We start from the raw sequence: 25,047 nt of genomic DNA, 5'->3' as shown, positions 1-25,047 counted from the left end.
GGAACATACGGCGCTTCTATGATTGTTTTCTCCTCGTTACAAATTCGTCGCGGCGTGCGCGTCCTGCTGGATAACGCCACTGCCACTATCAATCCGGGTCAAAAGGTCGGGCTGGTCGGCAAAAATGGCTGCGGTAAATCCACCCTGCTGGCACTGCTGAAAAACGAGATTAGCGCGGATGGCGGTAACTTTACCTTTCCGGGGAACTGGCAGCTCGCATGGGTAAACCAGGAGACGCCGGCCCTGAGCGAACCGGCGCTCGACTATGTTATCGACGGCGACCGTGAATACCGCAAACTGGAAGCGGAACTCAACGCCGCCAACGAACGCAACGACGGTCACGCCATCGCCACCGTTCATGGCAAGCTGGACGCCATTGACGCCTGGACCATTCGCGCCCGCGCCTCCAGCCTGCTGCACGGCCTGGGCTTCAGCAACGAGCAGCTCGAACGCCCGGTCAGCGATTTCTCCGGCGGCTGGCGCATGCGTCTTAACCTGGCGCAGGCGCTGATCTGCCGTTCTGATTTATTGCTGCTCGATGAACCGACGAACCACCTCGATCTCGATGCGGTTATTTGGCTGGAGAAGTGGCTCAAGAGCTATCAGGGCACTCTGATTCTGATCTCCCACGACCGTGATTTCCTCGACCCGGTGGTGGATAAAATCATTCATATCGAACAACAAACGATGTTCGAGTACACCGGCAATTACAGCTCCTTCGAGCGCCAGCGCGCGACGCGCCTTGCCCAGCAGCAGGCAATGTACGAAAGCCAGCAGCAGCGCGTGGCGCACCTGCAGAGTTTCGTTGACCGTTTCAAAGCCAAAGCCTCAAAAGCCAAGCAGGCCCAGAGCCGCATCAAGATGCTGGAACGCATGGAGATGATTGCTCCGGCACACGTGGATAACCCGTTCCACTTCAATTTCCGCGAGCCGGAAAGCCTGCCGAATCCACTGCTGAAGATGGAAAAGGTCAGCGCGGGCTATGGCGATCGCATTATCCTCGACTCCATTAAACTTAACCTGGTACCGGGTTCACGTATCGGTTTGCTGGGGCGTAACGGTGCCGGTAAGTCCACATTGATTAAACTGCTGGCAGGCGAGCTTAACCCGATCAGCGGCGAAATTGGTCTGGCGAAGGGCATTAAACTCGGTTACTTCGCCCAGCATCAGCTGGAATTTTTACGCGCGGATGAATCTCCCATCCAGCACCTGGCGCGTCTGGCTCCGCAGGAGATGGAGCAGAAACTGCGTGACTACCTCGGCGGCTTTGGCTTCCAGGGTGATAAGGTCACTGAAAACACCGAGCGCTTCTCTGGCGGTGAAAAAGCCCGTCTGGTGCTGGCGTTAATCGTCTGGCAGCGCCCGAACCTGCTGCTGCTCGATGAACCGACCAACCACCTCGATCTCGATATGCGTCAGGCGCTGACCGAAGCGCTGATTGAGTTCGAAGGCGCGCTGGTTGTCGTCTCGCACGATCGTCACCTGATCCGCTCCACCACCGACGATCTCTACTTAGTGCATGACGGCAAAGTCGAGCCGTTCGACGGCGACCTGGAAGACTATCAGCAGTGGCTGACGGACGTGCAGAAGCAGGAAAACCAGCCGGACGAGTCAGCGAAAGATAACGCCAACAGTGCGCAGGCGCGTAAAGATCAGAAGCGTCGTGAAGCGGAGCTACGCACCCAGACGCAGCCGCTGCGTAAAGAGATTGCCCGCCTTGAAAAAGAGATGGAAAAACTCAACGCCACGCTTGCCACCGTTGAAGAGAAGCTGGGCGACAGCGACCTGTACGATCAGAGCCGCAAAGCTGAACTGACGGAGTGCCTGCAAACCCAGGCGAAAACGAAATCCAGCCTCGAAGCGTGTGAAATGGCGTGGCTGGACGCGCAGGAACAGCTGGAAGCGATGCTGCAGGCCGACTAACACGCCGGGAGGAGTATGAGTTTCGATATCACGAGCGACATTACATTCCGTAAGCTCAGCATCTTCATGACGTTCATGGAGAAAGGCAATATCGCGCGTACTGCCGAAACTCTGGGCCTGAGCGGCGTCAGCGTCCATCGTGCGCTGCATACGCTGGAAGAAAACGTGCGCTGCCCGCTCTTCACCCATAAGGGTCGCAACCTGATTGCGCTTCCCTCCGCGTGGACACTGCTGGAGTATTGCCAGGAAGTGATGCAGGTGATGGAGCGCGGGCTGGAAGAATCGCGCAAAATCGCCGGTATCGGACAGGGGCGCTTGCGCGTCGGTACGCTCTACTCGCTGACGCTGGAAACCGTGCCACGACTGATCATGGGCATGAAGCTGCGTCGCCCGGATCTGGAGATGGATCTGACGATGGGCTCCAATGACACGTTGCTGCATATGCTCGACGACGGCTCACTGGACGCGATTTTAATCTCCATCTCCGAAAGCGATATCGACCGCAACAGCCTCGAAGTTTTGCCCCTGTTTCACGACGACATATTCCTTGCCGCACCCGCTTCTGCCGCGCTGAATACCAGCGGACTGGCCGATCTGCGTGATTACAAAGATCAGAAATTTGTCTCCCTGGCGGAAGGCTTCGCCACTTACGCAGGCTTCCAGGAAGCGTTCCATATCGCCGGTTTTGAGCCGGAGATCGTCACCCGCGTGAATGACATCTTCTCGATGCTGAGCCTGGTGCAGGCGGGCGTTGGCTTTACGCTGATGCCGGGCAGGATGAAGAAGGTGTATGAGAATTCGGTGCAGCTATTGAAGCTGGCGCAGCCGTACCAGATGCAGCAGCTTATTGCGATTGTCTTTGCCCGCAACCGCGAGCAGGACCCGAGCCTGCGAGCATTAGCCGCCGAGGGGCGGATGTACGCCCGCAGTTTGCAGGAGGGTGCCTGATTCCTTGCCGGGTGGCGACGCGATGCGTCTTACCCGGCCTACAAACCCATTCCACCGAACCTGCAGGCCCGGTAAGCGCAGCGCCACCGGACAAAAAAACTCAACGCTGAAGCCGACCCGCCAGGTGCACCGCGACGTCCACCCCGCTGCGTTCCAGCGAAATCGCCTCTCCTTCCCATGCAGCCTGACGCGTCAGGCAGGTCAGTACACCTCCGGGCGGCATCTCAATCGCCAGCCGCGCTTCGCGTTCATTCGCAGAAATCACCGCCTCCTGCCAGCGCACCGTGCGCGCCATGTTCATCGCCAGGTCGTCAGCGATTCTTTCCGGCTGCCAGAGCACGCGCCCGGTGCTGCCGCTCAGATACGCACAGCGTGGGCGAGAAAGCGTGACGGAATTAAATGCGTCGACCAGTTTCTGCGCGGGCTCCGCCAGCAGTTCACAGTGCGACGGCACGCTGACCGCCAGGCGATGCGCCTTACTCGCGCCTTTCGCCAGCGCACGTGATGCCACCTGCGCCATTCCTTCATCACTTCCGGCAATCACAATCTGCGTTTCGGCATTCAGGTTGGCGATATATGTTCCGGTGCCTTCGATAAGCTGTTCCACCTGCGGCAGGGTTAAGCCCATGATTGCCGTCAGACCGTAACCGTGCGGGTACGCCTGCTCCATCAGATCGCCGCGCAGCGCCACCAGCGTAAGCGCGTCCGTAAAGTCCAGCGCACCGGCGACGACCGCCGCAGGGTATGCCCCAATGGACAGCCCGCTGACAATATCCGGCGACACGCCACGTCGTTCCAGCTCACGCGCCCAGGCCACGCCTGCAATCAGCAGTGAAAGCTGTACCGCACGGGTGTGCGCCAGCGAGGCTGTGCTGTCCAGCGTATCGACTTCAGCACCCAGCACGTCGCGCGCCTGAGCCAGCTCCGTTCCCGGCAGGTTCTGCAGCATACCTTCGTGCTGCGTGCCCTGCCCCGGAAAGGTAAACAGTATTTTCATCACTCCTCCCTGTGCCACGGGTCCGTCACCAGACGTGGCCCACGGCCGGTTTTCAGCAGCGTTTTGCCCTCGCGCAGCCACTCCGCCAGCGCGAATCCACCTTCGGGTGTGTCCACCTGCGTATCCGCCCGGCACAACGCGCGGCTGAGCTGAGACTGCCAGCCAGAAAAGGCGTCAGCGGCAATCGGCAGTGGGGCGCGGATCAGCAGATCAAGATCGCTGTCGGCATGAATAACCGGAATACCGGTCGCCAGCGCGTAGCCGGTGCTGCCGGTAATGCCCCACGTCCACGGCCACGCCTGCTGAGAAAGCTGTAACGCCACCTGAACCGGTGGCTGAGTCACAAAGGGTGAACGCAGCAGATCGGCTGTTACGCTCAGATCTTCCGGTGAAACCACACGCAACACGTTTTCAGGTTTCACCCATCCGGCCGCCCGCTGGTCGCGACGCAATCCACGCACACCAACGGGAATACGGCCTTCATTATCAACATCACGCCGCACTACCACCGGCAAGCCGGTATGCCACGCCGCATCCACCCAGGATTCGGTGATACCTTCCAGCGCGTCACGCGCGTTAAGCCAGATGAGGTCGTGCGGGCGTAATGTTGTGGTCATGATTACATTCCTGAAGTCAGCGAGATAAACAGCGGCAGCGACAGGATACACAGTACGGAGCTTAACAGCAGCACGGCTTCTGCATCCGGCGACTGCACGCCAAAGCGGTTACCGAATACCACGCCGAAGAAGCCCGCAGAGAGCGCAATCATCAGAATAGCGGTGATCGCCACGGAGCCGTGCAGACCGAAGATTAAAACGATACCCCAGGCAATGGCTGGCTGAATCAGCAGCTTGGCAATGGTTGAAGTGATAACCATGGTGTTGATCTGCAGCTTACGGGCAGAGAGGATCACCCCGGTCAGGAACAGCGCCGCAGCGGTCGCAGACAGTCCCAGCGGTTTAATGGCAGCAAGCACCAGCTCCGGCATTTTGATGCCAATGGCGGACAAAATCACACCCAGCAGCGGCCCCATCACGATCGGTTTTTTAATCGAGCGCCACATCAGCACCGGCAGCATGGAGAGCGTAGAACCCGAGTTATTCCCCTCAGCACGCGCTTTCTCACGCTCCAGGATCAGCAGGCAGAACGGCGTCATCAGTACCGAACCGCAGGCAATGGAGACCGCCACAGACAGCGACGTGGAAGACCCTTCACCCAGTACGCTACCCAGAATCGGCAGACCGAGCGCCGCATAGTTTGGCAGAGCAACCGTCAGGGTCAGCACCGCTGCATCCTGCGGAGATTTTTTAAAGACTTTGGTGGCGAGGAAGTAGATTGCCGCATAGGTAATCCACATCGCCAGCGTCAGCACCAGGATCAGCGGCGACTGCGCCACAATGCCGGTCCACGGGGTCTGCACGGTCGCGCTGAACAGCGCAGCAGGCAGGGCAAAATCCATCACGAAAATATTGAGCAGGGAAACATTTTTGTTATCGACCATCTTTGCCTTACCGGCCCAGAATCCCAGCAGCATGATGACGAAAATCGGTGCAAGAGCATGAACAATTACGTAAGTCATAAATCACCTGTGATTAAAAAGAAGTAGCACTGGCGCGATGATTATTATTTTCAGGATGCAGGTTCCCACGCAGGCGCAGCCTTCGCGCCCGCGGGGTAATGCATCTGGCAGGTCTCTTTTTACTTACCAGCTTGCTCGCATACGTTCGCGTACGAGGGCTGAGCTGCGGCGGTTGTCAGCACCCAGACGGGTTTTCAACGTGGTGTCCTGACGAGCGTCATGGATGGCCTGTTGCAGGGTGGTTTTCACCTGCGTCAGATCGTTTTCAGACGGGGCATCCGGGTTGCTGATATCCAGCAGGTTAGACAGCAGCCCCAGCGTGGCGTAGTTGCTGATGTCATAGGCCATTGGCGGAATGGTCGCCGCCAGTTTTTCCAGCGCCTCGACGGTACGCAGCGTAATGCGCGCCGCAGACTCTTTGCCCATCGCGTGGATCAGCACACCTTTGTCGTTGAACGCGATCAGACGGTTGGCCTGGTAGCCGTGCGCCAGAAACGCGCCAGACATCGCTTTGCCGACGATAAGCCCAATCACCGGGTGACCAGCCAGACGCGCGTTAGCATACGCAGCGGCGGCACCGGCCAGCGCCTGGTGGATACCAAACGCCTCTTCGCGACGGCCATAGGCCTGGCTTGGGACGTCGATCACTGCCACAATCGGGCGTTTCACGGATTTATCAGCATCGGCAGCCACGGTTTCGCTGACCACTTTTGCCAGGGTCCAGCCCTCCAGCAGGCCGACTTCACCTTTCGCCGCGCGCGGGAAGTGGTTGTTGGCATCCGGTACGACGGCAACAAAACGCACCGCTTCACCGTTAAGCTCGCCATCGGCCGCCTGCACGGACGGGCATAATCCCTCCAGACGTTTGGCGTTCGGGGCGAGGGTTTCCAGCCAGAGTTCGCCACGGCTTACTGAGTTAGTCATCATTTCACCTCCCGTGCAAAGAGCGCGTTAATCTGTTCGGCATCGGCCTGTTTGCGGGTGTCGAAATTCGTCAGACGCTTCAGGTAATCGTCATAGTTATCGGTGCGATGTTTTGCCGGTACACCTTTAGCAATCGCCTCGTTCATCGCCTGTTTCACGGCGTTAACACCGTCGCCCACCAGCGCATCCACCAGACCACTCTGATAGCGTACTTCGCCGCCGGTCATGCTCCAGATAAACGGACGGTCGCGGGAGTCATACTCTTCAATGCCCGCTTCCTGCTCGATAACCTGCGGACCATTGAGGCCGAGACGCGCTTCACGGGTCACAATCAGGTAGCTGCAGAGCGCCGCCGCGATGGACATCCCGCCGAAGCAGCCCACGGTCCCGGCGACAATCCCGACCACCGGGGTATAGCGACGCAGGTCAACAATCGCGGCGTGGATATCGGCAATCGCCGCCAGGCCTAGGTTAGCTTCCTGCAGACGCACGCCGCCGGTTTCGAGGCACAGCACCGCCTGAGTCGGAATGCCGTTGCGGTTATCTTCTGCCGCCAGCTCCAGCGCCGCCGCCATTTTCGCGCCGGACACTTCGCCCATGCTGCCGCCCTGGAACGCGCCTTCAATCGCCACAACCACCGCAGGCTGACCGTTGAGGGTGCCTTTGGCGACAACCATGCCGTCATCCGCCTGCGGGACAATACCCTGAGGCCCAAGCCACGGGGAGATAATGCCTTCAAACGGCCCCAGCAGTTCACGATAGCTGCCGTCATCCAGCAGCGCCTGCGCACGCTGGCGCGCTTTCAATTCGATAAAGCTGCTGTCATCACGCATGGCTCACCCCTTCAAAAACCTGTTCGATACGAATGCGTGCCACGCCCGGCGTTGCGCCGAAATCGTGGATGGTCAGTTTGCCCGCAGGCAGGCTGCTGACGGTCTGCAGGCGGTTGAACAACGCCTCCCAGCGACCACGGCTGTTATCGACGGAGGTGGTGATATCAATGGTTAAGGTCTGGCCCGGTTCGGCGGTGAATAGCACCTCCATATCCCCGGAGCCGACTACCCCTGCCATCGCCCTGCCGCTTAATGCGCGGCTGGCTGGCACGGTTAATGTGATTTTTTCCATAACATCCTCTTAATGCTTTGAATATGGCGTTTCGACGCGGTCAAGAAACAGCGTGGCGGCAAGCAGATCGGCGGCTCCGCCGGGAGAAGCATTCAGCGCCAGCATCTCGCGATCCAGCCTCGCCAGCGCCTGCTGGCCTGCGAACGTTGCGCACCCTCCGGCGTTGAGCACCGCGCGGGCACCGTCCTGCATGGCATCCAGCCCCTCCATTCCGGCGCGAGACAGCACGCAGGTATCGGTGAGCGAGGTCATGATCGCCATCAGCGCGTTGAGCCTCGCCTGCGCTTCACTGCTGCCGTTGAGACGGCTCAGGCGAAGCTGCGGCAACGCGCGTTGCATGATGTGCGGGAACGCCTGCTGCGCCTCTTCGCGTGCGCCCGGCACGCGGTAGCGGTGCGTAGCGCGCAGCCCTTTACTGAACACTTTTGGAGCTGCATCGTCCGGCAGTTTCGCCAGCTGTGCGGCGGTGTTGGCAACGGCTTGCGCACGGGCGTCACCGCCCAGCATTGCCACGGCGCTCACCAGCAATCCCAATGCCCAAATCGCGCCACGGTGCGTGTTGACGCCACCGGTTGCTGCCATCATCTGCTTTTCGCCTTCGCGTCCGAGCCGCCCGACGGTTTGTCTGAGCGCGATATCTGCGGGACGCTGCCAGCTCTGTTGCGCCAGCGCCTGAAACGTGGGGGTCAGGCTGTGCGCGGAGCGCTCCATCAGCGCAAGTGATAAATCGTGGTGCGCGCCGTTCCCCCGACTGTCCACCAGACCGGGTTTAGGGCTTAATCGTGCTTCGTCAATCAGACATTGCGTGGCGGTTCGCGCCAGCCATTCGGCACCGCCTTCAACCTGAATCCGGGGCAGAAGTTTCATTACCAGCTCCGGAATTTCGCAGGTGGGTTGTAAAGACCGCCGGACCATTCCACCAGGTCAGACACGCTGCCTGCTGCCAGCAGAGAACGCGTTGCATCGGTGCGGCGAATCCCCATATCTTCCGGGTACACCACTTTTCCGCTCTGGCGCAGTTCCGCCACGCGTCTGGCGTCAACGCCCAGACCGATATCGGTGATACCCGCAACAGCCGCGACCATGGCACGACGCTCCTCAAGGTCTTTCGCGCGGTAGAGGTAAGCAATCCCCTCTTCCGTCAGCACGTGAGTCACGTCATCGCCGTAGATCATCACCGGCGCGAGCGGCATGCCGGAGGCTTTCGCCACGTCGATGGCATCCAGTTTTTCCACAAAGGTGGGTTTCACACCCGCCTGGAAGGTTTCCACCATCTGCACGACCAGTTTTTTACCGCGCTGCATTGGGTCAGGCTCGGTAATCATGTTGAGCCAGGCCGGAGTAGCATGACGACGGCCGTGCGGGTCATGGCCCATGTTTGGTGCGCCGCCGAAGCCGGAGAGACGACCACGCGTCACCGTTGAAGAGTTAGCGTAACCATCCACCTGCAGCGTAGAACCGATAAACATATCGACCGCATACTGGCCTGCCAGCTGGCAGAAGGCGCGGTTGGAACGCATGGAGCCATCGGCACCGGTAAAGAAGACATCAGGGCGGGCACGGATATACTCTTCCATCCCCAGTTCGCCGCCGAAGCAGTGCACGCTCTCCACCCAGCCGCTCTCGATCGCCGGGATCAGCGTTGGGTGCGGGTTCAGCGTCCAGTGTTTACAGATTTTGCCTTTAAGTCCGAGCTGTTCACCGTAGGTTGGCAGCAGCAGCTCAATCGCTGCAGTGTTAAAGCCAATCCCGTGGTTCAAAGACTGCACCTGGTGTTCCGCGTAGATGCCTTTGATCGCCATCATCGCCATCAGGATATGTTCCTGTTTGATCAGGCGCGGGTCGCGGGTGAACAGCGGTTCGATAAAGAACGGCTTATCCGCAACGACGACGTAATCAATCCAGGAACCCGGAATATCGACGCGCGGCAGGTCGCATTCGTCGTCCACCAGCTCGTTCACCTGTGCGATGACGATACCGTCATGGAACGCGGCGGCTTCCACCAGCGCAGGTGTATCTTCGGTGCTCGCGCCGGTATAGAGGTTGCCTTTGCGATCCGCTTTAAAGCCCGCGATCAGCGCCACGTTGGGCGAGAGATCAACATACAGACGGGAATAGAGTTCGATGTAGGTATGGATCGCACCGATTTCGAGCTGACCATCTTCCAGCAGTTGCGAGATACGCAGGCTCTGGGTGCCGGAGAAAGAGAAGTCCAGTTTGCGGGCGATGCCTTTCTCAAAGATATCCAGATGCTCACTGCGGCCAACGCTTGGCATGATCATATGCAGGTCGTGCACGATTTGCGGGTTCACTTCAGCCAGTGAACGGGAAAGGAAATCCGCCTGCTTCTGGTTGTTGCCTTCCAGAACGACTTTGTCGCCCGGTGCGATCAGTTTTTCCAGCATGGCGACAAGATCGCCGGTTGGCAGTACCTTGCCCTGCACCGGTATGGACGCCAGACGACGCGCTTTTTCTGTGCGTCGAGTGTTCCATTGCCGGGTGGGTGTTTGCCCAGATAACATTATTAACCTCCTGATTCAGCGCATCATTCTGATTTGCTTAACGTTGAGTAAAGTGTGCGCTCTGGTGAGAAAGGCATCAATTAAGCGTAGAGTGGAATCATTAGCCTGAGAGTAATAATCAGGGTAAAGATTTGTGATCGGGATCAGTTCATGTTTCGGAAAAACGGGCTAAACGGGGTACAATTCGGAAGGTATAGTAAATAACTGACAATAATTACATCGCCGTTATGACCCAAATCATTCCATCAGACTTCGACATTGCAGCCGAAGAGAGCGCCGGATTCGTGCCGATGCGCGGCGTGGCTAACCCGCACCTGCAGACCATGCTGCCGCGCCTGATCCGCCGCAAGCTACAGTTCACCCCACACTGGCAACGCCTTGAGTTGCCGGACGGTGATTTTGTGGATCTCGCCTGGAGCGAAGCACCAGACCAGGCCCGCCATAAACCGCGTCTGGTTGTTTTTCATGGTCTGGAAGGCAGCCTGAATAGCCCTTACGCACACGGGTTGATTCAGGCGGCAAAAGCGCGCGGCTGGCTCGGCGTGGTGATGCATTTTCGCGGCTGCAGCGGCGAGCCGAACCGCCAGAAACGCATTTACCACTCCGGTGAAACCGAAGACGGCACCTGGTTTTTACGCTGGCTGAGGGAGAACTTTGGCACAGTGCCAACCGCAGCCGTGGGCTACTCGCTGGGGGGCAACATGCTGGCCTGCCTGCTGGCCAAAGAGGGTGACGCGGTGCCGCTGGAGGCGGCGGTAATTGTTTCCGCGCCGTTTATGCTGGAGCAGTGCAGCTACCATATGGAAAAAGGGTTTTCACGGGTGTATCAGCGTTACCTTCTTAACCTGCTGAAAGCCAACGCGGCTCGCAAACTTAAGGCGTATCCGGATACGTTGCCCGTCAGCCTGCAACAGCTCAAGCGCGTGAAGCGTCTGCGCGAGTTTGACGATCTGATCACCTCGAAGATCCACGGCTTTGCGGATGCCATTGACTATTATCGTCAGTGCAGCGCGATGCCGTTATTGAACCAAATCACAAAGCCGACGCTGATTATCCACGCCAAAGATGACCCGTTTATGGATCACCACTCTATTCCGGCACCCGACCATTTACCGGCAAACGTGCAGTATCAACTTACGGAATACGGCGGACACGTCGGCTTTGTTGGCGGCACGCTGCGTCGGCCCAAAATGTGGCTGGAAACGCGCATTCCTGACTGGTTAACGGCTTATCTGGACGGTAAACAATGATTATTCCCTGGCAGGATCTGGCTCCCGAAACGCTCGATAATCTGATTGAAAGTTTTGTATTACGTGAAGGCACCGATTATGGTGAACATGAACGTTCGCTTGAGCAAAAGGTCAGCGATGTGAAGCGCCAGCTCAAAAGCGGCGACGTGGTGCTGGTGTGGTCCGAACTGCATGAGACAGTCAATATCATGCCCCGCAACGCGTTTCACGGCTGAGCTTAAAACCTTTCCAGTCAGGGAGTTGCTATGTCTGCCAGACATCCGGTTATTGCCGTAACGGGTTCGAGTGGTGCGGGAACCACCACCACCAGCCTCGCCTTTCGCAAGATTTTCGCCCAGTTGAATTTACGGGCGGCAGAGGTCGAAGGCGACAGCTTTCACCGCTACACGCGCCCGGAGATGGACATGGCCATCCGCAAGGCGCGCGATCTGGGTAAACACATCAGCTATTTCGGCCCGGAGGCCAATGATTTCGGCCTGCTGGAGCAAACCTTCGCTGAATACGGTCAGAGCGGTAAAGGGCAATCCCGTAAATACCTGCATACCTACGATGAAGCCGTTCCCTGGAACCAGGTGCCGGGGACGTTCACGCCCTGGCAGCCGCTGCCGGAACCGACCGACGTGCTGTTTTATGAAGGGCTACACGGCGGCGTGGTTACGCCGCAGCACGACGTGGCGCGCCATGTGGATCTGCTGGTCGGCGTAGTGCCGATCGTTAACCTCGAGTGGATACAGAAGCTGACGCGTGACATGAGCGAGCGCGGCCATTCGCGTGAAGCGGTGATGGATTCGGTGGTACGCTCAATGGAAGATTATATTAACTTCCTGACGCCGCAGTTTTCCCGCACCCATATCAACTTCCAGCGCGTCCCCACGGTGGATACCTCTAACCCGTTCGCCGCCAAAAGTATCCCGTCGCTGGATGAGAGCTTTGTGGTGATCCATTTCCGCAATCTCGAAGGTATCGATTACCCCTGGCTGCTGGCGATGCTGCAGGGCTCGTTTATTTCTCACATGAATACATTGGTGGTGCCGGGCGGGAAAATGGGGCTGGCGATGGAGTTAATTATGACACCGCTGGTGCAGCGGTTGATGGAAGGGAAGCAGATCGCGTAAGTTTTTTGCCCGGTGGCGCTGCGCTTACCGGGCCTACGTTCATGCTTTTGTAGGGCGGGTCAGCGAAGCGCCACCCGCCAAAAGATTAAGCCTCAATCACTTCATACGAATGGGTGATTTTTACCGCTTTCTCCAGCATTAACGCCACAGAGCAGTATTTCTCCGCAGAAAGATCCACCGCGCGTGATACCGCCGCATCTTTCAGCTCCTTGCCGGTAACAATAAAGTGCAGATTAATGTGCGTAAACAGGCGCGGTGCCTCTTCGCGGCGTTCAGATGTGAGTTTGACTTCGCAATCGGTCACATCGTGGCGGCCTTTTTGCAGAATCGACACCACGTCGATTGCGCTGCATCCGCCCGCCGCCATCAGCACCATCTCCATCGGGCTTGGGGCTTTGTCGCCGGAGTTCCCGTCCATCAAAATCTGGTGTCCTGAAGCGGACTCGCCCAGGAACGTTAACCCTTCAACCCACTTTACACGCGCTTGCATATTCATTAACTCCAACGTTGCATTTTTGATGACAGATTACGCGCGCGTTACATTTCTCGCAACGGAAGGCGACCTGCATCATGCTGAAGCGAGACACCAGGAGACACGCGGCTAAAGCTATGCTAAAACACTCTGGATGCTACAGTAATACATTGACGTTACACATGTATGCAGAGGACATCAAACTTTACTGGCTGCGAAACGTTACGACAGCCGACTTCCCAGGGTATGGGTAAGAATTCGATTGCAACCCCAGAGTCCGGATGCATCTTATGACTCTGGTGACAGCTTATAACAGAGGATAACAGCGCATGGTGCTTGGCAAACCGCAAACAGACCCGACTCTCGAATGGTTCTTGTCTCATTGCCACATTCATAAGTACCCATCGAAAAGCACTCTGATTCACCAGGGTGAAAAAGCCGAAACGTTGTATTACATCGTTAAAGGCTCGGTGGCAGTGCTGATCAAAGATGAAGAAGGGAAAGAGATGATCCTTTCTTATCTGAACCAGGGCGATTTCATCGGTGAACTGGGCCTGTTTGAAGAGGGCCAGGAACGTAGCGCCTGGGTTCGTGCAAAAACAGCATGTGAAGTGGCTGAAATTTCCTACAAGAAATTCCGTCAGTTGATCCAGGTTAACCCGGACATCCTGATGCGTCTTTCTTCCCAGATGGCTCGCCGTCTGCAGGTCACGTCTGAGAAAGTGGGTAACCTCGCCTTCCTGGACGTTACCGGCCGTATCGCGCAGACGCTGCTGAACCTGGCGAAACAGCCAGACGCCATGACCCACCCTGACGGCATGCAAATTAAAATTACCCGTCAGGAAATTGGTCAGATCGTCGGTTGCTCCCGCGAAACAGTGGGCCGTATCCTGAAAATGCTGGAAGACCAGAACCTGATCTCTGCCCACGGTAAAACTATCGTGGTTTACGGAACCCGTTAATTCCGGCCAAACGGCGTGCCATCGCAAGGTGGCACGCCGTTTTTGTCTCTATTCCCATGTGGCGCAGGCTGATTTATCACCCGGAAGTTAACTACGCACTGCGACAAACGCTGGTGTTGTGTCTTCCCGTGGCTGTGGGTCTGATCCTCGGACATCTCCAGCAGGGTCTGCTGTTTTCTCTCGTTCCCGCCTGCTGCAACATTGCCGGTCTGGATACGCCGCATAAACGCTTTTTCAAACGTCTGATTATTGGTGGCTGCCTGTTCGCAGGCTGTAGCCTCGCCGTACAGCTCCTGCTTGCCCGCGATATTCCGCTGCCGTTGATTTTGACCGTGCTGGCGATGACGCTCGGCGTGACCGCCGAAATCAGTTCGCTGCATGCCCGGTTACTCCCCGCTTCGCTGATTGCCGCCATCTTCACTCTGAGCCTTGCGGGCAATATGCCGGTGTGGGAACCGCTGCTGATCTACGCCCTCGGCACGCTGTGGTACGGGCTGTTTAACTGGTTCTGGTTCTGGCTGTGGCGCGAACAACCGCTGCGTGAATCGTTGAGCCTGCTCTACGTGCAGCTTGCAGATTACTGCGAAGCCAAATATACCCTGCTTACCCAGCACACCGATCCGGAAAAATCACTGCCGCCGCTGCTGGCGCGTCAGCAAAAAGTGGTCGATCTGATAAGCCAGTGCTATCAGCAATTACACATGCTGGCTGCCAATAAAAACCATGATTACAAGCGGCTGCTGCGTACCTTCCAGGTGGGGCTGGATTTACAGGAGCATATCTCCGTGAGCCTGCATCACCCGGAGGAAGTGCAGAAGCTGGTGGAGCGCAGCCACGCCGAAGCGGTGATCCGCTGGAACGCGCAGACCGTTTCTGCGCGCCTGCGGGTACTGGCGGACGATATTCTGTATCACCGCTACCCGACGCGATTCACCATGGACAAACAGCTCGGCGCGCTGGAGAAAATCGCCCGTCAGCACCCGGAAAACCCGGTCGGGCAGTTTGCCGCCTGGCACTTCAGCCGCATCGCCCGCGTGCTGCGCACCCAGCGGCCACTTTACCCTCGCGATCTGATGGCCGATAAACAGAAGCGTCTGCCGCTGCTGCCCGCGCTGAAAAGCTATCTTTCACTGAAATCTGCCGCCCTGCGCAACGCCGCGCGGATAAGCGTGATGCTCAGCATCGCCAGCCTGATGGGCATGGCGCTGCACCTGCCGAAGCCGTACTGGATTTTAATGACGGTACTGTTTGTGACCCAGAACGGCTACGGTGCCACGCGGGTACGCATACTGCATCGGGCAGGCGGAACGATGGCGGGGCTGATTATTGCGGGCGTGACGTTGCACTTCCACGTGCCTGAAGGCTATACGCTGGTGGGTATGCTGGCGATAACGATGGTCAGCTATCTGATTATCCGTAAAAATTACGGCTGGGCGATGGTGGGCTTTACAGTCACGGCGGTGTATACCCTGCAACTGCTGACGCTCAACGGCGAGCAGTTTATTATCGCCCGTCTGGTTGATACGCTGATTGGCTGCCTGATTGCCTTTGGCGGCATGGTCTGGCTGTGGCCGCAGTGGCAGAGCGGGTTGCTCAGGCAGAACGCCCACGACGCGCTGGAGGCCGATCAGCAGGCGATACGCTTAATCCTTAGCGACGACCCGCAGCCCTCCCCGCTGGCGTATCAGCGCATGAAGGTCAACCAGGCGCATAACGCCCTGTTCAACTCGCTGAACCAGGCGATGCAGGAGCCGGGGTTTAACGCGCACTATCTGGCTGATATGAAGCTGTGGGTAACGCACAGCCAGTTTATCGTCGAGCATATTAATGCCATGACCACGCTGGCGCGCGAGCATACGATGCTAACGCCGGATCTGGCGCAGCGCTATTTGCAATCGTGTGAAATTGCCCTGCAGCGGTGTCAGCAACGTCTGGAGTACGACGCGCCGGGCGAGTCAGGGGATTCGAATATTCTGGAAGCGCCGGAGACGTTAACTCACGGGCCGATGAGCACCCTGGAGCAGCATTTGCAGCGCGTACTGGGGCATTTAAACACCATGCACACCATTTCGTCGGTGGCATGGCGTCAGCGTCCGCATCACGGCATTTGGTTAACGCGCCGGTTAAAACGAACCGAGTATTAGCCTTTTACGATCTTCGCGACCGCTGCGGCAAAGCGGGTTAATCCGTCCTCAATGTCTTTTTCTTCCACCACCAGCGACGGTGCAAAACGCATCACGTCCGGTCCGGCGTTGAGCACCATCACCCCTTCATGGGCGGCGGCGTGCAGGAAATCGCGCGCGCGACCTTTGTACTGCGGCTTCAGTTCAGCGCCAATCAGAAGTCCCATGCCGCGGATCTCGCTGAACACGTCGTACTGGTCATCAATCTGCTGAAGATGCTGCACAAAACGTTCGCGCTTCGCGTTGACGCCGTTCAGCACCTCCGGCGTGTTAATAATATCAAACGCGGCACCGGCAATAGCGCAGGCCAGCGGGTTGCCGCCGTAGGTGGAGCCGTGGGACCCGACGTGGAACGCAGAGGCAATCTCCTGCGTGGTCAGCACCGCGCTGACCGGGAAACCCCCGCCGAGCGCTTTCGCGCTGGTCAGAATGTCCGGCGTCACGCCGTAATGCATATAGGCGAACAGGTCTCCGGTACGCCCCATGCCGCTCTGAACTTCATCAAAGACCAGCAGCGCCTGATGCGCATCGCACAGCTCGCGCAGCCCTTTCAGGAATTCCGGCGTGGCGGCAGTCACACCGCCTTCCCCCTGAATCGGCTCAACCACCACCGCACAGGTGTGGTCGTCCATCACCGCTTTCACCGCATGCAGATCGTTAAACGGCACGTGGACGATATCGGCCGGTTTCGGGCCAAAGCCGTCGGAGTATTTCGGCTGACCGCCGACGGAGACGGTAAAGAAGGAGCGCCCGTGGAAGGCGTTATGGAAAGCGATGATTTTGGTTTTGTACGGGCTATGACGCGTGGTTGCGTAGTAACGCGCCAGCTTGAAGGCCGTTTCGTTGGCTTCGGTGCCGGAGTTCATAAACAGCACGCGCTCGGCGAAGGTCGCATCAATAATCTTACGCCCCAGACGCAGCGCCGGTTCGTTGGTAAACACGTTGCTGGTGTGCCACAGGGTTTCGCCCTGGGTTTTTAGCGCCTCCACCAGCGCAGGATGGCAATGGCCCAGCGCCGTCACCGCAATACCGCCCGCGAAATCCACATACTCTTTACCCTGCTGATCCCAGACGCGGCTGCCTTTTCCTTTTACCGGGATAAACTCAGCCGGTGCATAAATCGGCAGGATCACTTCATCAAATGTTGCGCGGGTAATTGCGGGTTGTTCAGTTGCCATATCATGACCATCCATTTTTATGTCACAGTTAATGTGAAAATATAATCACAAAATATGCATAAAAAATCACAGCAAGGCAACAGATATTCAGCGATTAAGGAAATTCGCCAGCAGGTCGTGCCCCTGCTCGCTGAGAATGCTTTCCGGGTGGAACTGCACCCCTTCGAGATCCCACTCGCGATGGCGGATGCCCATGATCTCCTGGGTGTCGCTCCAGGCGGTCACGTCAAAACAGGCGGGCAGGGTTGGCGGGTCAATCACCAGAGAATGGTAGCGCGTCACGGTTAACGGGTTATTTAACCCAGTGAATACGCCCGTGCCGGTATGCGTAACCGGCGAGGTTTTACCGTGCATAACGTTAGCGGCACGCACGATGGTCGCACCAAAGACCTGCGCTATCGCCTGATGGCCCAGGCAGACACCCAGAATCGGCAGCTTGCCGGCAAAGTGTTGGATAACATCGAGAGAAATGCCCGATTCCGACGGCGTACAGGGGCCTGGTGAAATCACAATTTTCTGCGGGGCCAGCATGTCAATGTCGGCCAGGCCGATCTCATCGTTGCGGCGGACAACCACCTCCGCACCCAGTTCACAAAAATACTGGTAAAGGTTCCAGGTGAAGGAATCGTAGTTATCTATCAGCAGGATCATGGCGGCTCCGGAAAAAAATGCCGCCCTATTCTACTCAGTTTCCCGCGCTTCGCTCACTACTTTGGCAAAGATGGCGTTCAGGGCCGTTAAATCTCCCATTGCCCCGCTCTGATTAGCCGCCGCCCAGTCGTCCGGGTCGATACCTTTCCAGCTCAGCTGATAACCCGCATGGATCGCCAGCTGTTCAAAGAAGATCCGCTGGGCAATGCCATTACCGCTCATAAAAGGGTGCAGCATGTTGATTTCACAGTAGTAATGGCTAACTTTGTCTGTAAACGCCTCTTTCTGAAGACCCACCAGATACTTGTCGCTTTCCAGCGCCGCCATCAGTTCGTTACCCATCTTTTCGATGTACTCAAAATGACAAAAAGGAATGTCACCCTTAGAAATGTCGGCGGTGCGAAGCTCGCCAGCCCGTTTCATCTCTCTGCGGTATAAATGGCGGTGAATGAGACACAAATGGGGCAAACCAGGCGCAGACGGCCCCAGTTCCAGCGTCTCAATGTGGGGTTCTGAAGGACCATTACCTTTTTCAAGGAGGCAACTGGCCTGAAAATTGACGTTACGCTGCTGCTCCCAGAGACGGGATTTTTGCTTGTCGGTGAGTTTTTTCACTTAACGCCTCCCTGAATGTCCGTTTGCCACAAGTATAAGCAGCAAAACGCGCTTTCGCAGGGAGGACGAAAGAACACGAGTGAGATGGGCCCGTGTTAATGGTAATTACGGCAGCACTTTTGCGGAGAGGATAACCACCGGTTTTGACGGCACATTCTGGTATGGACCGACATCGTGCGTCTGTACCTGAGAGATTTTGTCTGCCACATCCATCCCTTTCACAACTTTACCGAAAACGGCATAGCCAAAGTCACGCTGGCCGTGGTCCAGGAAGGCGTTATCCGCAACGTTGATGAAGAACTGGCTGGTCGCGCTGTCTTTATCTGCAGTGCGCGCCATAGAGATAGTGCCACGTTTGTTCAGCAGGCCGTTGTCTGCTTCGTTTTTAATAGGCGGATTAGGCTGCTTTTGCTGCATCTGCTCATTAAAACCGCCGCCCTGCACCATAAAGCCCGGAATCACGCGGTGGAAGGTGGTGTTGTTATAGAAACCACTGTTCACATAGTCGAGGAAGTTTTTCACAGAAACGGGAGCTTTCTGGCTATTCAGTTCCAGCTCAATGTTCCCGGCGGAGGTGGTCAGCAGGACGTGGGGGTCTCCGTTTGCTGCCAGCGCAGCAGGGGAAACGGCAGAAAGAGCAAACACAGCTGCGACAGCCGCCAGTGTTGATTTGAGCATGAGAATTCCTTAACAAAGCGCAGTATAAAAAGCGAATGGCTTGATTCTAAAGAGCAGTATGAACTGAGACCAGCCTTTTACCTAATTTTACGAAATTGAAACAGTTGTAACCGCGCAAACGATTGGTTTTCACGCCGATTAATGTGACTCAGATCACATTAAAAACTGCAATAGAGTTCAAATTTTCTTTAAAAGATATGAATGGATCACTTTCGCGACTAAAATCTGCCCGCTCAAACGCAGTCAATGCGTTTTACTTTACTTTGAACAGGCCAGACATGACTAACAGCAATCGCATCAAGCTCACATGGATCAGCTTCTTCTCCTACGCCCTGACCGGCGCGTTGGTGATCGTCACCGGGATGGTGATGGGAAATATCGCAGACTACTTCCAGCTGCCCGTTTCCAGCATGAGTAACACCTTCACCTTCCTCAACGCGGGGATACTGATCTCCATCTTCCTGAATGCCTGGCTGATGGAGATCGTGCCGCTGAAAACGCAGCTACGCTTTGGTTTTGTGCTGATGGTCGCCGCTGTCGCTGGCCTGATGCTGAGCCACAGCATCGCGTTGTTCTCTGCCGCCATGTTCGTGCTCGGCCTGGTGAGCGGGATCACCATGTCGATCGGGACGTTCCTGATTACCCATATGTATGAAGGCCGCCAGCGCGGCGCGCGTCTGCTGTTTACCGACTCCTTCTTCAGCATGGCCGGGATGATTTTCCCGATGGTGGCGGCCTATCTTCTTGCTCGCAGCATTGAGTGGTACTGGGTGTATGCCTGCATTGGTCTGGTTTACGTCGCTATCTTCATTCTGACCTTCGGCTGTGAATTCCCGGTGCTGGGTAAAAAAGCGCAGTCCACTGAGGAACCCGTCGCGAAAGAGAAATGGGGCATCGGCGTGCTGTTTCTCTCCATTGCCGCACTGTGCTACATCCTGGGCCAACTGGGCTTTATCTCCTGGGTGCCGGAGTACGCCAAAGGTCTGGGCATGAGCCTGAACGATGCCGGTAAACTGGTAAGCGATTTCTGGATGTCTTACATGTTCGGCATGTGGGCGTTTAGCTTCATCCTGCGCTTCTTCGACCTGCAGCGCATCCTGACCGTGCTGGCAGGCCTGGCGACGGTGCTGATGTATCTGTTCATCAACGGTTCACCGGAACATATGCCGTGGTTCATTCTGACCCTGGGCTTCTTCTCCAGCGCGATTTACACCTCCATCATCACGCTCGGTTCCCTGCAGACCAAAGTGGCCTCGCCGAAGCTGGTTAACTTTGTGCTGACCTGCGGCACCATCGGCACCATGCTGACCTTCGTCGTCACGGGCCCGATTGTTGCGCACAGCGGCCCACTGGCCGCGCTGCACACCGCGAACGGGCTATATGCCGTGGTGTTCATTATGTGCTTCGTTCTCGGCTTCGTGACGCGCCACCGCCAGCACAACGTAGCAGCGGCGTCTCACTGATCCCTACGCCCCTTTGCGCTCAGCAGAGGGGCTGTTTCCGGTAAAGAACACCTCTTCTCCCCCCTTGTCCGTTTTTATCCAGGTCTGAGCCAGTTGCGTGGTCGCAATCACGCGTCCCTGACGAATCGACCAGCGCACCGGCACCTGGCAGCGTACCGCTTCAAACCCGCTCTCCGCAGGCAGAATAATCAGGTTAGCCGGATTTCCCGTCTCAATACCGTAATCGCTCAGGCCAAAGGTTCGCGCGCTGTTATGGGTAATGAGATTCAGGCCGCTGTCGATTTGCGGATACCCCATCATCTGGCAGACGTGCAGCCCCATATATAGCACCTGCAGCATATTGCCGGTGCCAAGCGGATACCACGGGTCAAAGACATCATCATGACCGAAGCAGACGTTAATTCCCGCGTCCTGCAGCTCTTTCACGCGGGTAATGCCCCGACGCTTCGGATAGTCGTCAAAGCGCCCCTGCAGATGGATGTTTACCAGCGGGTTGGCGACAAAGTTAATTCCCGACATCTTCAGCAGACGGAACAGCCGCGAGGTGTAAGCGCCGTTGTAGGAGTGCATGGCGGTGGTGTGGCTGGCGGTCACGCGCGGGCCGATCCCGGCCTCATAGGCCAGCGTGGCGACCGTCTCGACAAAGCGCGACTGTTCGTCGTCAATTTCATCACAGTGGATATCCAGCGGACGGTCGTATTTCTTCGCCAGCTCGAAGGCAATATGCAGCGACTGCACGCCATATTCGCGGGTGAACTCGAAATGCGGAATAGCCCCCACCACATCCGCTCCCAGCCTTAACGCCTCTTCCAGCAGCGCCGCGCCGTTCGGGTAAGAGAGAATACCCTCCTGCGGGAACGCCACGATTTGCAGCGTCACCCACGGCGCGACCTCCTGCTTCACCTCCAGCATCGCCTTCAGCGCGGTAAGCGTCGGGTCAGAAACATCGACGTGGGTACGCACAAACTGGATACCGTTGGCGATTTGCCACTTCAGCGTTTTCCATGCGCGTGCTTTCACATCCTCATGGCTGAGCAGCGCCTTGCGTTCGGCCCAGCGTTCAATGCCTTCAAACAGCGTCCCGGACTGGTTCCAGTTCGGTTCGCCCGCCGTCTGGGTGGTATCAAGATGAATATGCGGCTCAATAAACGGGGGTATCGCCAGCCCGCCGCGAGCATTCAATACCTCATAGCTTTCGGTGTGGGTATCGTCCATGGGCGTAATGTCACCAAAACGACCGTTCTCAATGGCGATTTGCCACAGCCCTTCCCGACCCGGTAAACGAACATTCTGGACAAGCCAAAGCGGTGTTGTAGACATACCTTTCCCCCGAAAAACGCGGCTGAAATTTAGGAGTACGCATTTTTAAAAATCCGCCTCCAGTTTGTACACAAAATCGACGAGAACGAAAAGCCAGCGATTTCCACAACTTATAAAAATCCTGACAAATCAGCAATCTACCCACTAAGGGGTAGTTGAAGGCGTATTTGATTTGCATCAATAAGCGCCGTTGCTGAATCGTTAAGGTAGGCAGTAATAGAAAAGAAATCGAGGCAAAAATGAGCAAAGTCAGACTCGCTATCATCGGTAACGGCATGGTCGGCCACCGCTTTATTGAGGATCTTCTCGATAAAGCCGATGCCGATCGGTTCGATATTACCGTGTTCTGTGAAGAACCCCGCAAGGCGTACGACCGTGTGCACTTGTCTTCCTACTTCTCCCATCATACCGCCGAAGAGCTTTCTCTGGTGCGTGAAGGTTTCTATGAGAAGCATGGCGTAAAAGTGCTGGTGGGCGAACGCGCTATCACCATCAACCGTCAGGAAAAAGTGATCCACTCCAGCGCCGGACGCACGGTTTTTTACGACAAGCTGATCATGGCGACTGGCTCGTATCCGTGGGTTCCGCCAATCAAAGGCTCGGAAACGCAGGATTGCTTTGTATACCGTACCATTGAAGACCTCAAAGCCATCGAAAACTGTGCACGTCGCAGTAAACGCGGCGCGGTGGTCGGTGGCGGCCTGCTGGGTCTGGAAGCGGCTGGCGCGCTGAAAAACCTCGGTGTTGAAACCCACGTTATCGAATTTGCCCCGATGCTGATGGCCGAACAGCTGGACCACATGGGTGGTGACCAACTGCGCCGTAAAATCGAAAGCATGGGCGTGAAAGTTCACACCAGCAAGAATACCAAAGAGATCGTCCAGGAAGGAACTGAAGCGCGTAAAACCATGCGCTTTGCCGACGGCAGCGAGCTGGAAGTGGACTTCATCGTCTTCTCCACCGGTATTCGCCCGCGCGACAAAATGGCCACCCAGTGCGGCCTGGCCGTTGCGCAGCGCGGCGGGATCATGATTAACGACTCCTGCCAGACCTCCGACCCGGATATCTACGCTATCGGCGAGTGCGCCAGCTGGAACAACCGCGTGTACGGCCTGGTGGCTCCGGGTTACAAAATGGCGCAGGTCGCCGTTGACCATATCCTCGGCACCGAAAACGCCTTCACCGGCGCAGACATGAGCGCCAAGCTGAAGCTGCTGGGCGTGGACGTGGGTGGTATCGGTGATGCGCACGGCCGCACCCCGAACTCTCGCAGCTACGTTTACCTCGACGAAAGCAAAGAAGTCTACAAACGTCTCATCGTCAGCCAGGACAATAAAACCCTGCTCGGTGCGGTACTGGTGGGCGACACCAGCGACTTCGGTAACCTGCTCCAGCTGGTGCTGAACGCCATCGAGCTGCCGGAAAACCCGGACGCGCTGATCCTTCCGGCCCATGCTTCCAGCGGTAAGCCGTCTATCGGCGTGGATAAACTGCCGGACAGCGCACAAATTTGCTCCTGCTTCGACGTCACCAAAGGCATGCTGATTTCCGCCATCAACAAAGGCTGCCACACCGTCGCGGCGCTGAAAGCGGAAACCAAAGCCGGTACCGGCTGCGGCGGCTGTATTCCGCTGGTGACGCAGGTGCTGAACGCCGAACTGGCGAAACAGGGCATCGAAGTGAACAACAACCTGTGCGAGCACTTCTCCTACTCTCGCCAGGAGCTGTACCACCTGATCCGCGTGGAAGGCATCAAATCCTTCGATGAACTGCTGGAAAAACACGGCCAGGGCTACGGCTGTGAAGTGTGTAAACCGACCGTTGGCTCCCTGCTGGCCTCCTGCTGGAACGACTACGTGCTCAAACCAGAGCACACGCCGCTGCAGGACACCAACGATAACTTCCTGGCGAACATCCAGAAAGACGGCACCTACTCCGTGATCCCACGTTCTGCGGGTGGTGAAATCACCCCGGAAGGGCTGGTCGCGGTGGGCCGTATCGCCCGTGAATATAACCTGTACACCAAAATCACCGGCTCCCAGCGTATCGGCCTGTTTGGTGCGCAGAAAGATGATCTGCCTGAAATCTGGCGTCAGCTGATTGAAGCAGGCTTCGAAACCGGCCACGCGTATGCCAAAGCGCTGCGTATGGCGAAAACCTGCGTGGGCAGCACCTGGTGCCGCTACGGTGTGGGCGACAGCGTGGGCTTCGGCGTGGAGCTGGAAAACCGCTATAAAGGCATCCGTACCCCGCACAAAATGAAGTTCGGCGTCTCCGGCTGTACCCGTGAATGTGCGGAAGCGCAGGGTAAAGACGTGGGTATCATCGCCACCGAGAAAGGCTGGAACCTGTACGTCTGCGGTAACGGCGGGATGAAACCACGCCACGCGGACCTGCTGGCGGCGGATCTCGACCACGATACGCTGATCAAATACCTCGACCGCTTCATGATGTTCTACATTCGCACCGCCGATAAGCTGACCCGTACCGCCTCCTGGCTGGATAACCTGGAAGGTGGCATCGACTACCTGAAGTCGGTCATTATCGACGACAAACTGGGTCTGAACGAACATCTGGAAGAAGAGATGGCTCGCCTGCGCGACGCGGTGATCTGCGAGTGGACCGAAACCGTGAACACGCCAGCGGCGCAGACGCGCTTCAAACACTTTATCAACAGCACCCAGCGCGACCCTAACGTGCAGGTGGTGGCAGAACGCGAGCAGCATCGTCCGGCGACACCTTATGAACGTATTCCGGTGACTCTGGTGGAGGAAAACGTATGAGCCAGTGGGTAAACATCTGCAACATTAACGACATCCTGCCTGCCACCGGCGTCTGTGCGCTGCTGGGTAAAGAGCAGGTCGCCATTTTCCGCCCTCGCCACGATGAACAGGTCTTTGCCATCAGCAATATCGACCCGTTCTTCGAGGCCAGCGTGCTCTCCCGCGGTTTGATCGCAGAGCATCAGGGTGAGCTGTGGGTCGCCAGTCCGCTGAAAAAACAGCGTTTCCGTTTGAGTGACGGGCATTGCATGGAAGATGAGAGTCACTCTGTGAAGCACTACGACGTCCGCGTGAAAGACGGTAAAGTGCAGTTACGCGGTTAACTATTTTGAGGGAGGCGCAATGCCTCCCTTTTTAAA

The 25,047-nt window shown here is 57.0% G+C and carries 24 protein-coding genes; 10 read left to right on the top strand and 14 right to left on the bottom strand.

The genetic code is table 11. From position 1 onward, the window contains the following. The first annotated feature begins 18 nt into the window (after positions 1 to 18). Together ABGB15_RS02000 and ABGB15_RS01995 are read left to right on the top strand one after the other, a co-directional pair. On the top strand, positions 19 to 1,923 hold the full coding sequence (locus tag ABGB15_RS02000; RefSeq protein WP_215723480.1) for an ABC transporter ATP-binding protein: 1,905 nt from the start codon (positions 19 to 21) through the stop codon (positions 1,921 to 1,923). Between the two features lie 15 nt (positions 1,924 to 1,938). Then, a complete protein-coding gene (locus ABGB15_RS01995; protein ID WP_152082504.1) occupies positions 1,939 to 2,871 on the top strand; it encodes a LysR substrate-binding domain-containing protein in 933 nt (310 codons plus the stop codon). A 100-nt stretch (positions 2,872 to 2,971) separates the two neighbouring features. Here ABGB15_RS01995 and mdcH read toward each other — a convergent pair whose 3' ends face one another. The 8 genes from mdcH to mdcA form a co-directional block, all read right to left on the bottom strand. Beyond that, on the bottom strand, positions 2,972 to 3,868 hold the full coding sequence (mdcH, locus tag ABGB15_RS01990) for a malonate decarboxylase subunit epsilon (protein WP_215723481.1): 897 nt from the start codon (positions 3,866 to 3,868) through the stop codon (positions 2,972 to 2,974). Further along, a complete protein-coding gene (locus tag ABGB15_RS01985) occupies positions 3,868 to 4,485 on the bottom strand; it encodes a malonate decarboxylase holo-ACP synthase (RefSeq protein ID WP_215723482.1) in 618 nt (205 codons plus the stop codon). The genes mdcH and ABGB15_RS01985 overlap by 1 nt, the downstream gene beginning before the upstream one ends. 2 nt (positions 4,486 to 4,487) lie before the next feature. Further along, positions 4,488 to 5,447, bottom strand: coding sequence for an AEC family transporter (locus ABGB15_RS01980; protein WP_024907941.1), 960 nt, complete (start codon positions 5,445 to 5,447; stop codon positions 4,488 to 4,490). A gap of 123 nt (positions 5,448 to 5,570) precedes the next feature. Then, positions 5,571 to 6,371 carry a biotin-independent malonate decarboxylase subunit gamma gene (gene mdcE / locus ABGB15_RS01975; protein WP_215723548.1) on the bottom strand — a complete coding sequence of 267 codons (801 nt, stop codon included), beginning with the start codon at positions 6,369 to 6,371 and terminating at the stop codon, positions 5,571 to 5,573. After that, positions 6,371 to 7,204 carry a biotin-independent malonate decarboxylase subunit beta gene (locus tag ABGB15_RS01970; protein ID WP_152082507.1) on the bottom strand — a complete coding sequence of 278 codons (834 nt, stop codon included), beginning with the start codon at positions 7,202 to 7,204 and terminating at the stop codon, positions 6,371 to 6,373. The genes mdcE and ABGB15_RS01970 overlap by 1 nt, the downstream gene beginning before the upstream one ends. Continuing rightward, positions 7,197 to 7,496: a malonate decarboxylase acyl carrier protein gene (mdcC, locus tag ABGB15_RS01965; RefSeq protein ID WP_152082508.1), complete on the bottom strand. Its 300-nt coding sequence runs from the start codon at positions 7,494 to 7,496 to the stop codon at positions 7,197 to 7,199. Before mdcC ends, ABGB15_RS01970 begins: the two co-directional genes overlap by 8 nt. Positions 7,497 to 7,505: 9 nt before the next feature. Beyond that, a complete protein-coding gene (locus ABGB15_RS01960) occupies positions 7,506 to 8,363 on the bottom strand; it encodes a triphosphoribosyl-dephospho-CoA synthase (protein WP_215723483.1) in 858 nt (285 codons plus the stop codon). Beyond that, complete coding sequence (gene mdcA / locus ABGB15_RS01955; protein ID WP_152082510.1) at positions 8,363 to 10,018, bottom strand: malonate decarboxylase subunit alpha; 1,656 nt, start codon at positions 10,016 to 10,018, stop codon at positions 8,363 to 8,365. The genes ABGB15_RS01960 and mdcA overlap by 1 nt, the downstream gene beginning before the upstream one ends. A 227-nt stretch (positions 10,019 to 10,245) precedes the next feature. Here mdcA and ABGB15_RS01950 point away from each other — a divergent pair, with 227 nt between their 5' ends. Genes ABGB15_RS01950 through ABGB15_RS01940 form a run of 3 tightly spaced genes read left to right on the top strand, consistent with a single transcriptional unit; the run spans position 10,246 to position 12,383 of the window. Next, positions 10,246 to 11,268 (top strand): hydrolase, encoded by a 1,023-nt coding sequence (locus ABGB15_RS01950; protein WP_215723484.1) that lies wholly within the window; start codon positions 10,246 to 10,248, stop codon positions 11,266 to 11,268. Continuing rightward, positions 11,265 to 11,483: a YheU family protein gene (locus ABGB15_RS01945; RefSeq protein WP_152082512.1), complete on the top strand. Its 219-nt coding sequence runs from the start codon at positions 11,265 to 11,267 to the stop codon at positions 11,481 to 11,483. Before ABGB15_RS01950 ends, ABGB15_RS01945 begins: the two co-directional genes overlap by 4 nt. Positions 11,484 to 11,513: 30 nt before the next feature. Then, a complete protein-coding gene (locus tag ABGB15_RS01940; protein ID WP_215723485.1) occupies positions 11,514 to 12,383 on the top strand; it encodes a phosphoribulokinase in 870 nt (289 codons plus the stop codon). 85 nt (positions 12,384 to 12,468) lie between these two features. On the opposite strand, the gene ABGB15_RS01935 is transcribed toward ABGB15_RS01940, so the two are convergent. Then, on the bottom strand, positions 12,469 to 12,873 hold the full coding sequence (locus ABGB15_RS01935) for an OsmC family protein (RefSeq protein ID WP_010436331.1): 405 nt from the start codon (positions 12,871 to 12,873) through the stop codon (positions 12,469 to 12,471). Between the two features lie 311 nt (positions 12,874 to 13,184). Here ABGB15_RS01935 and crp point away from each other — a divergent pair, with 311 nt between their 5' ends. After that, positions 13,185 to 13,817 (top strand): cAMP-activated global transcriptional regulator CRP, encoded by a 633-nt coding sequence (gene crp / locus ABGB15_RS01930; RefSeq protein ID WP_000242758.1) that lies wholly within the window; start codon positions 13,185 to 13,187, stop codon positions 13,815 to 13,817. Positions 13,818 to 13,873: 56 nt separating this feature from the next. Continuing rightward, positions 13,874 to 15,961, top strand: coding sequence for a YccS/YhfK family putative transporter (locus ABGB15_RS01925; RefSeq protein WP_152082515.1), 2,088 nt, complete (start codon positions 13,874 to 13,876; stop codon positions 15,959 to 15,961). Here ABGB15_RS01925 and ABGB15_RS01920 read toward each other — a convergent pair. From ABGB15_RS01920 to ppiA, 4 genes are all read right to left on the bottom strand, one after another. Next, positions 15,958 to 17,178, bottom strand: coding sequence for an aspartate aminotransferase family protein (locus ABGB15_RS01920; protein ID WP_215723486.1), 1,221 nt, complete (start codon positions 17,176 to 17,178; stop codon positions 15,958 to 15,960). The two genes, ABGB15_RS01925 and ABGB15_RS01920, sit on opposite strands and share 4 nt — an antisense overlap. Positions 17,179 to 17,265: 87 nt before the next feature. Continuing rightward, positions 17,266 to 17,829 (bottom strand): aminodeoxychorismate synthase component 2, encoded by a 564-nt coding sequence (gene pabA, locus ABGB15_RS01915; protein ID WP_215723487.1) that lies wholly within the window; start codon positions 17,827 to 17,829, stop codon positions 17,266 to 17,268. Positions 17,830 to 17,859: 30 nt separating this feature from the next. Then, positions 17,860 to 18,444: a putative adenosine monophosphate-protein transferase Fic gene (locus ABGB15_RS01910; RefSeq protein ID WP_215723488.1), complete on the bottom strand. Its 585-nt coding sequence runs from the start codon at positions 18,442 to 18,444 to the stop codon at positions 17,860 to 17,862. A gap of 105 nt (positions 18,445 to 18,549) precedes the next feature. Then, entirely contained in the window at positions 18,550 to 19,122 is a 573-nt protein-coding gene (gene ppiA, locus ABGB15_RS01905; RefSeq protein ID WP_152082519.1) for a peptidylprolyl isomerase A, read from the bottom strand. A 278-nt stretch (positions 19,123 to 19,400) separates the two neighbouring features. Between ppiA and tsgA the strand changes: the two genes are divergently transcribed. Then, the gene (gene tsgA, locus ABGB15_RS01900; protein ID WP_215723489.1) at positions 19,401 to 20,585 is read left to right on the top strand and encodes an MFS transporter TsgA; all 1,185 of its coding nucleotides are present in this window, start codon (positions 19,401 to 19,403) and stop codon (positions 20,583 to 20,585) included. A gap of 3 nt (positions 20,586 to 20,588) precedes the next feature. Here the strand turns inward: tsgA and ABGB15_RS01895 are convergent, their stop codons facing one another. Beyond that, positions 20,589 to 21,905 (bottom strand): cytosine deaminase, encoded by a 1,317-nt coding sequence (locus tag ABGB15_RS01895; protein ID WP_215723490.1) that lies wholly within the window; start codon positions 21,903 to 21,905, stop codon positions 20,589 to 20,591. A 239-nt stretch (positions 21,906 to 22,144) separates the two neighbouring features. On the opposite strand from ABGB15_RS01895, the gene nirB reads away from it, so the two are divergent. Beyond that, a complete protein-coding gene (gene nirB, locus ABGB15_RS01890; RefSeq protein WP_215723491.1) occupies positions 22,145 to 24,688 on the top strand; it encodes a nitrite reductase large subunit NirB in 2,544 nt (847 codons plus the stop codon). Then, positions 24,685 to 25,011 (top strand): nitrite reductase small subunit NirD, encoded by a 327-nt coding sequence (nirD, locus tag ABGB15_RS01885; protein ID WP_152082524.1) that lies wholly within the window; start codon positions 24,685 to 24,687, stop codon positions 25,009 to 25,011. Before nirB ends, nirD begins: the two co-directional genes overlap by 4 nt. The last annotated feature ends 36 nt before the right edge of the window (positions 25,012 to 25,047 follow it).

Source organism: Enterobacter sp. MALB-1 (genome assembly GCF_041021625.1).
GTDB classification, from domain to species: Bacteria; Pseudomonadota; Gammaproteobacteria; order Enterobacterales; family Enterobacteriaceae; genus Enterobacter; species Enterobacter oligotrophicus.
The sequence above is the reverse complement of the archived record's forward strand: the minus strand, read 5'-3'. Positions and strand labels throughout refer to the sequence as shown.

Bases quoted from the DNA above. Each gene is read 5' to 3' on its own strand.
- ABGB15_RS02000 (WP_215723480.1), top strand. From the start codon at position 19: ATGATTGTTTTCTCCTCGTTACAAATTCGTCGCGGCGTGCGCGTCCTG.
- ABGB15_RS01995 (WP_152082504.1), top strand. From the start codon at position 1,939: ATGAGTTTCGATATCACGAGCGACATTACATTCCGTAAGCTCAGCATC.
- mdcH (WP_215723481.1), bottom strand. From the start codon at position 3,868: ATGAAAATACTGTTTACCTTTCCGGGGCAGGGCACGCAGCACGAAGGT.
- ABGB15_RS01985 (WP_215723482.1), bottom strand. From the start codon at position 4,485: ATGACCACAACATTACGCCCGCACGACCTCATCTGGCTTAACGCGCGT.
- ABGB15_RS01980 (WP_024907941.1), bottom strand. From the start codon at position 5,447: ATGACTTACGTAATTGTTCATGCTCTTGCACCGATTTTCGTCATCATG.
- mdcE (WP_215723548.1), bottom strand. From the start codon at position 6,371: ATGACTAACTCAGTAAGCCGTGGCGAACTCTGGCTGGAAACCCTCGCC.
- ABGB15_RS01970 (WP_152082507.1), bottom strand. From the start codon at position 7,204: ATGCGTGATGACAGCAGCTTTATCGAATTGAAAGCGCGCCAGCGTGCG.
- mdcC (WP_152082508.1), bottom strand. From the start codon at position 7,496: ATGGAAAAAATCACATTAACCGTGCCAGCCAGCCGCGCATTAAGCGGC.
- ABGB15_RS01960 (WP_215723483.1), bottom strand. From the start codon at position 8,363: ATGAAACTTCTGCCCCGGATTCAGGTTGAAGGCGGTGCCGAATGGCTG.
- mdcA (WP_152082510.1), bottom strand. From the start codon at position 10,018: ATGTTATCTGGGCAAACACCCACCCGGCAATGGAACACTCGACGCACA.
- ABGB15_RS01950 (WP_215723484.1), top strand. From the start codon at position 10,246: ATGACCCAAATCATTCCATCAGACTTCGACATTGCAGCCGAAGAGAGC.
- ABGB15_RS01945 (WP_152082512.1), top strand. From the start codon at position 11,265: ATGATTATTCCCTGGCAGGATCTGGCTCCCGAAACGCTCGATAATCTG.
- ABGB15_RS01940 (WP_215723485.1), top strand. From the start codon at position 11,514: ATGTCTGCCAGACATCCGGTTATTGCCGTAACGGGTTCGAGTGGTGCG.
- ABGB15_RS01935 (WP_010436331.1), bottom strand. From the start codon at position 12,873: ATGCAAGCGCGTGTAAAGTGGGTTGAAGGGTTAACGTTCCTGGGCGAG.
- crp (WP_000242758.1), top strand. From the start codon at position 13,185: ATGGTGCTTGGCAAACCGCAAACAGACCCGACTCTCGAATGGTTCTTG.
- ABGB15_RS01925 (WP_152082515.1), top strand. From the start codon at position 13,874: ATGTGGCGCAGGCTGATTTATCACCCGGAAGTTAACTACGCACTGCGA.
- ABGB15_RS01920 (WP_215723486.1), bottom strand. From the start codon at position 17,178: ATGGCAACTGAACAACCCGCAATTACCCGCGCAACATTTGATGAAGTG.
- pabA (WP_215723487.1), bottom strand. From the start codon at position 17,829: ATGATCCTGCTGATAGATAACTACGATTCCTTCACCTGGAACCTTTAC.
- ppiA (WP_152082519.1), bottom strand. From the start codon at position 19,122: ATGCTCAAATCAACACTGGCGGCTGTCGCAGCTGTGTTTGCTCTTTCT.
- tsgA (WP_215723489.1), top strand. From the start codon at position 19,401: ATGACTAACAGCAATCGCATCAAGCTCACATGGATCAGCTTCTTCTCC.
- ABGB15_RS01895 (WP_215723490.1), bottom strand. From the start codon at position 21,905: ATGTCTACAACACCGCTTTGGCTTGTCCAGAATGTTCGTTTACCGGGT.
- nirB (WP_215723491.1), top strand. From the start codon at position 22,145: ATGAGCAAAGTCAGACTCGCTATCATCGGTAACGGCATGGTCGGCCAC.
- nirD (WP_152082524.1), top strand. From the start codon at position 24,685: ATGAGCCAGTGGGTAAACATCTGCAACATTAACGACATCCTGCCTGCC.